Raw genomic sequence first — 5,599 nt, 5'->3', positions numbered from 1 at the left:
AATGGTTTTTAACATGAGGCGCTGATGAGAATCGATATACCCTTTAAGCGCCTATCACCGTGGCAATATAGCTACTATGTTGCGACAAATGGAGCACACCTCCGTTATGCAAGATTTTGGGCTTTACCTATATTTAAAATAGAACAGAGTTACTCAAGTACCAATCCCTTTTCAATGGAACTGTTCTTCAACTAAATGGGGCAAGAGTTAAAGAAGGGGACTGCTGCGGCAATCCCTTTTTTGTTGTGCTAACGGGCAGGTTTATTGAGTAACAAGGGCTTGAATTTCGTGTTAGAACTTTATTATTAGATATTTAATATAGTGGGGATAATACCACTTAAATTAAAGAAATTTTGCATGTTGGCAAAAAAGGGGGCAATACAAGATGAGTGAAGAAATCAATTTACATAGAAGTGCGATAAACATGTTGATGGCGACAAGCCGGACTTTCTTTATTCCTATTAGTCATCTACCGTCAGGATTACAAGAAGCTGTTACATCCGCTTACTTATGCATGAGAGCTATTGATGAGATTGAAGACCACCCCCAACTCCGATTGGAATCCAAACATAATCTATTACATTCAATCAGCTCGCTCTTGAAAAAGCCCTTCAATAATAAGAAGTTAATGGCTTTATTTCACCCATACCACTCCCTCCTACCTGAGGTTACCTTACGATTTGGCGATTGGATAAATCATTGTCCACCGACAATTGTAGAGAACATTTCGAATGCCACATCTACTATGGCGAAGGGGATGGCGGACTGGGCTTTAAAAGAGTGGCGGATTCAGAATGAAGAAGGTTTGAATGAATACACATTCTACGTTGCAGGTTTGGTAGGAGTTATGCTCTCAGATATTTGGAAGTGGTATGATGCTGTGGAAACGGACAAGGAATTAGCTATAGCCTTTGGTCGTGGCTTACAGTCTGTCAATATTCTTCGCAATCGTGCTGAAGATTTAGAACGAGGTGTGGATTTCTTTCCCGATGGATGGGAGTTAGAAGATATGTTTAGGTACGCCCGACGTAACCTAGCATTGGCTGACGTTTATTTAGAGGATATTAAACCCGGTCCGATCCTTAATTTTTGTAAACTCCCGATAGCACTTGCTCATGGTACACTTGATGCTTTAACAGAGGGGAAGGAAAAAATGAATAGAGCTGCCGTAACTGAAATAGTTAGTCGAGTAATAAATAGAAAATAAGATTCTACAATTTAAATTTTTATCTGTGTCCTTTTTATTTTGACTAAGGGATGGATGAACCGCCTCAGATGGAAGAACGGGAGCAACTAATGGAAAAATAAAAGTCCTCAGACACTTGTGAAATAAATTTTTCACGAGTGTTTTTAGTCTATTTAAGTAACCGAAGCTTCCTTCAAAGAACAATTGAAATCAATTGTGATGGAACATGACACCAACAATATCATTTGGAGAGGTTAAATTAATATCTGTAATTTACAAAAATAATAAGTACATTATTGAACGGAAAACAAAGAAAACTGGGATATACAACGTCGATGACCAAAATGGTCAAATAAAAATATTTGATGCTTTGATATGGTAGTTTTGATTAGTTAAGAATGTGAGGAATGTACTTAAAGTAACGGGTGCTTTAGCGAAAGATCAGAGCTGCAAATTGTGGCAGCTTTTCTTATTGTGCTACCATGAAAATAGACTAACGGTTGCATTAGTGGAAGATCAACTTAAAGGAACATTACATTAGAAAACCATCAAAATTTTATTGAATCTGATGGTTTTTTGAAAGATGGTTTTAAAAAATGTGCTAATAAATAACCCACTAATAAAAATAACATTGGCAACCAAACCGGTCCGAAGAGTATTCCCATTATCCTCAATGTTGGGGAATAGATTAGACCAACTGTTATAAAATAAGCAGAAAACACAAACGGCAAAAACGAAGATTCTTTTCCACCGCCAGCGTCTTTATAAGCATCCCACATGCAAACATATATAGACAAGGATAAAACATCAGCCATTGATAATTCGTTCTATCAACGGCTGATTGGATATGACCATGAAAGCTTAACATGATTACTTCGTTAAAATTTGATTGAATGTTAATTAAAAATTCTAAAGAAATGATAAGTAATCCTTTAAGAAACTTTCCGTTTAAGATTTGAGAAAATCCTGGTAATGCAATACTCCAAAGGACGCTTTCAAGTTGTTTTGTTTTCTTCATTTTATTTCCCTCTAAGTATTAGCTAATTTATCATGGTCCACTACTTTTGGTGGTTGTTCCATCCAACCATAATCGATCATTATGTTTGCAGCGTCTTCTGTATATTTTAGAACTTCCCCTAAGATTCGGAGGTAATTTGTAGATAAATCACGTCTAGAACTTGTTGACAAGCTTGTTCCGTAATATCCAATGGCGCCCGCGGCTAGTGCATTTACATGAAACATCATTAGTTTATCGGAAAAAGGGGAAACCGTTGAGTTTAATACTTGGTTATCCCAAGACACAGAAGCAGGAAGATCATTTTCATTTAAAACGGAACTATAAATTTCAATATGCTTTGAAGCGATTTCTTTTCCTCTTGCCATAAAACGACCCACTTCTTTTGACCTTGCCACTTGACTGAAGCCGATGAATGTTGTCATAGCTAACACATTTCTTTGAAGATTAGCATAAAGATTCGTTATTTCTAACGTAGTGAGTGATCTACGTTCTCCAAACCAACCAGCTAAGAAGTTTTGTTTTCGAATAAAATCAACCTTTTCAGGAGTCGTAACATATGGTGCTCGTATATAGAGACCTTTAGATAGTAAAACATTTCCTGTTTTTTTGAGAAGATTCTTCGAATCATCGATACATTCTGAAAAATATTGGAATACATCAGAACGTGTTGCTAAAGACAACGAGATGCCATAAGCCTCTAACCCTATTGAACTCCATTGTTGAAGATAATAAAGAAAGTAAGGATCCGAAAATAATCGAGGAGCTGTAATATCGACATCTTCTTCTTTAAATCCGTATGGAATGGGAAATTTCTCACTGTTAAAGATTAATATAAGTTTTTTTACGTGTGCGTGTGCTAACTCTAGTGCAAATTCTACTACAGGACGAATCTCAGGATCCTCTGCTTTTTCCAAAAAGTATGTAAGTACACAAATTGACAGGCTATCATTCATGTAGGCAGTCCATAGTTGTGAAATTTCAGCAGACGTTAGTTTGATGTTATTTTCACTTTGCATAAGAGGTTTCCTCCATTAATTTGAAATGCAATCCTCATGTTATGTTTCCTAATACTGTAATAAATATTTATCCCTATTATGAATCCAAATATGATGAGAGAAAAAAGACTTGGAGTTGACTAAGTTAAAGTACACAAAAAAAAAGAAGCTGAGGAATTCTTTTTTAGCTTCTTTTTTAATTCTTACAAGATTTTTATACTGATCGGATAAAGATAGGGCTTTTCAGGTTCATTGATTTTCTTCAAGCCTGTAATTTTAATAAGTGGAAGTTCAGTCCCGTTAAATGTTGTTATATCTAATACACCTTCTGCTTCGACCCATGTATCCTTTACAAGGGAAGAAGGTTCTGAGAACTCAGAAAGAAATCCGATTATGCTAGCATCAGCGACACAGTGTGTAATCAAAAACCTTGAAATAACTATGTGGTTGTGGGACAAACCATCTTCTTTATATATGAATCCCTTTAATTTTATTTTTCTACCTTTAAATTTATTGATATCCTTACTTATCTCTTCATAATAAGCAGCAAATACATAATCGTTCATCACGATATTGGATTTTTGTTCTAACTTTTTAATCAGTTGCGCATATTCATCCTCTGAAATATCTTTTTGATTTTCCAATAGATTTGGGTCCACTGGAGCATCAGATTCTGGGGATTCTTCCTGTCTATTTATGTTAGTATCTTCCCTTTGTTGAGTAGGCTTGCTGTCTAATTGATTTTTATCATCTTGAGGGGCTTGTGTCTGGTTAGACAGAATCAGCATAGCTCCTTTTTTATTGGCAATGGAGGCATCGAGCACTTTGGCGGGAATCAGAAACCCAGTTAACAATGGAAAAACAATAACAAAATAGGAAAATATTTTTTTTGTATTAAATCTAGAATCTCCATGATCATGGTTACAATTATGTTCATCGTGATGGCAATGATGATGACTATTATCCCTAGCTGACCATATTCTTGTATTTTGGATAAAAAACAAAATCAAAAATATAATAGAAGCTATTTGGCTAAGACCTTCATATTTTGGATTAATAAACTTTGTCATTTCTCCGGTAAAATGCATCTTAAAAAGCAAACATGAAAAAGATAGTAAAATAAACGCTCTTATAGCCTGCTGAAAATGGAATTGCACGCCTTGTCCTCCTTAAAATAAACTTTGGACCAGCATTAAAGTGATAAAGACAATCGAAACAATCAATGCCAACACAACCATAACAAACCTAAATCGAAATACGCTTATCATCATAATTGTATTTTTTAAATCCATCATTGGACCGAATATTAGGAAGCCAAGGATGGATGTAAGTGGAAAGATACTGCTGAAGGAAGCGCCGATAAAGGCATCGGCTTCAGAACAGAGGGATAAAAAGTAAGCCAATCCCATCATTACAAGTAATGAAGATGTAGGACCACTTCCAGTTTCCAACAAGGCTCTTGCCGGCATATAGGTTTGTACAGTGGCAGCAATTAAAGCTCCCATGATAAGATATTTCCCCATATCAAAAAACTCATCAATTGAATGTATAAGCATTGACCAAAACCGGTTAGAAAAAGGTTGTTTTTTAGAATGAATAGCGGAGGCATCTTTACCGATTGACGCATTTAGTTGATTCCCTTTAAAAACCCAGCTGACTGCAAAAGCTACCATAAGAGAAACTAGAAAACCTAATCCCATTCGCAATCCAGCAATTTTGATATCGTTTCCAAATGCCATGTATGTAGAAGTAATAACGACTGGGTTGATTAGAGGACCTGTCAACATAAAGCCTATCGCGGCGTGGATAGGAACTCCTTTCGAAACGAGCCGCCGAACGATTGGAACGATTCCACATTCACAAGCAGGAAAAAGTGCCCCAACTATACAACTCATTATTACAGCCAAAAATTTGTTTTTAGGAATCCATCTTTGAATTAGATCTTCAGTAACAAAGATTTGGATAAAACCCGCGATAAGAACCCCAATTAAAACAAACGGAAGGGCTTCTATTAAAATACTTAGAAAAATGGTGTTCAGATTTAATAAAGATGGTGGAAAAGCCAAAGGAAGTTTAAAACCGGAGCTGAAAGAAAGAAGTAAAAGAGCCAGTCCAATCATTGAAAAACCTGTAATATCTACGATATTACTTCGAAGAATGCGATTCATGTTTACCCCCCAATTAAATTTATTCTTTTAATTCTTCATTATAAAATTTAAATCGTAATTATTACGTTTTAAATTCTAAAATAAATATATGCATTTGTAAATGAATTTAGGAATCATTTCGATTTAATTTTCTTTTAATTCTTATTTTTTTCAGTAACAGGTGTGCTATCCGGAAATTAGTATATATCCAAAGTTAGTCATTTTTTATATGGAAAGATATTTTGAACAAAGT

Annotated in this window: 4 protein-coding genes and 2 pseudogenes; 2 read left to right on the top strand and 4 right to left on the bottom strand. The window is 35.3% G+C overall.

Going from position 1 to position 5,599, the window contains the following annotated elements; all coding sequences use genetic code 11:
- Positions 1–49 precede the first annotated feature (49 nt).
- Positions 50–142, top strand: a pseudogene (locus J7E67_RS28575) (DinB family protein); the annotation flags it as partial.
- Between the two features lie 243 nt (positions 143–385).
- Entirely contained in the window at positions 386–1,207 is an 822-nt protein-coding gene (locus tag J7E67_RS28570) for a squalene/phytoene synthase family protein (protein WP_214716739.1), read from the top strand.
- A gap of 527 nt (positions 1,208–1,734) precedes the next feature.
- Here the strand turns inward: J7E67_RS28570 and J7E67_RS28565 are convergent.
- The 4 genes and pseudogenes from J7E67_RS28565 to J7E67_RS28550 all read right to left on the bottom strand — a co-directional run bounded on the left by J7E67_RS28565 (position 1,735) and on the right by J7E67_RS28550 (position 5,367).
- Positions 1,735–2,204 (bottom strand): annotated as a pseudogene (locus J7E67_RS28565) (hypothetical protein).
- An 11-nt stretch (positions 2,205–2,215) separates the two neighbouring features.
- Positions 2,216–3,220 (bottom strand): DUF3231 family protein, encoded by a 1,005-nt coding sequence (locus J7E67_RS28560; RefSeq protein WP_214733319.1) that lies wholly within the window; start codon positions 3,218–3,220, stop codon positions 2,216–2,218.
- 182 nt (positions 3,221–3,402) lie between these two features.
- Positions 3,403–4,356 carry a TIGR03943 family putative permease subunit gene (locus J7E67_RS28555; RefSeq protein ID WP_214733318.1) on the bottom strand — a complete coding sequence of 318 codons (954 nt, stop codon included), beginning with the start codon at positions 4,354–4,356 and terminating at the stop codon, positions 3,403–3,405.
- Positions 4,357–4,368: 12 nt separating this feature from the next.
- On the bottom strand, positions 4,369–5,367 hold the full coding sequence (locus J7E67_RS28550; protein ID WP_214733317.1) for a permease: 999 nt from the start codon (positions 5,365–5,367) through the stop codon (positions 4,369–4,371).
- Positions 5,368–5,599 lie beyond the last annotated feature (232 nt).

The sequence above is a fragment of the Bacillus sp. ISL-46 genome (assembly GCF_018613205.1).
The sequence above is the reverse complement of the archived record's forward strand: the minus strand, read 5'-3'. Positions and strand labels throughout refer to the sequence as shown.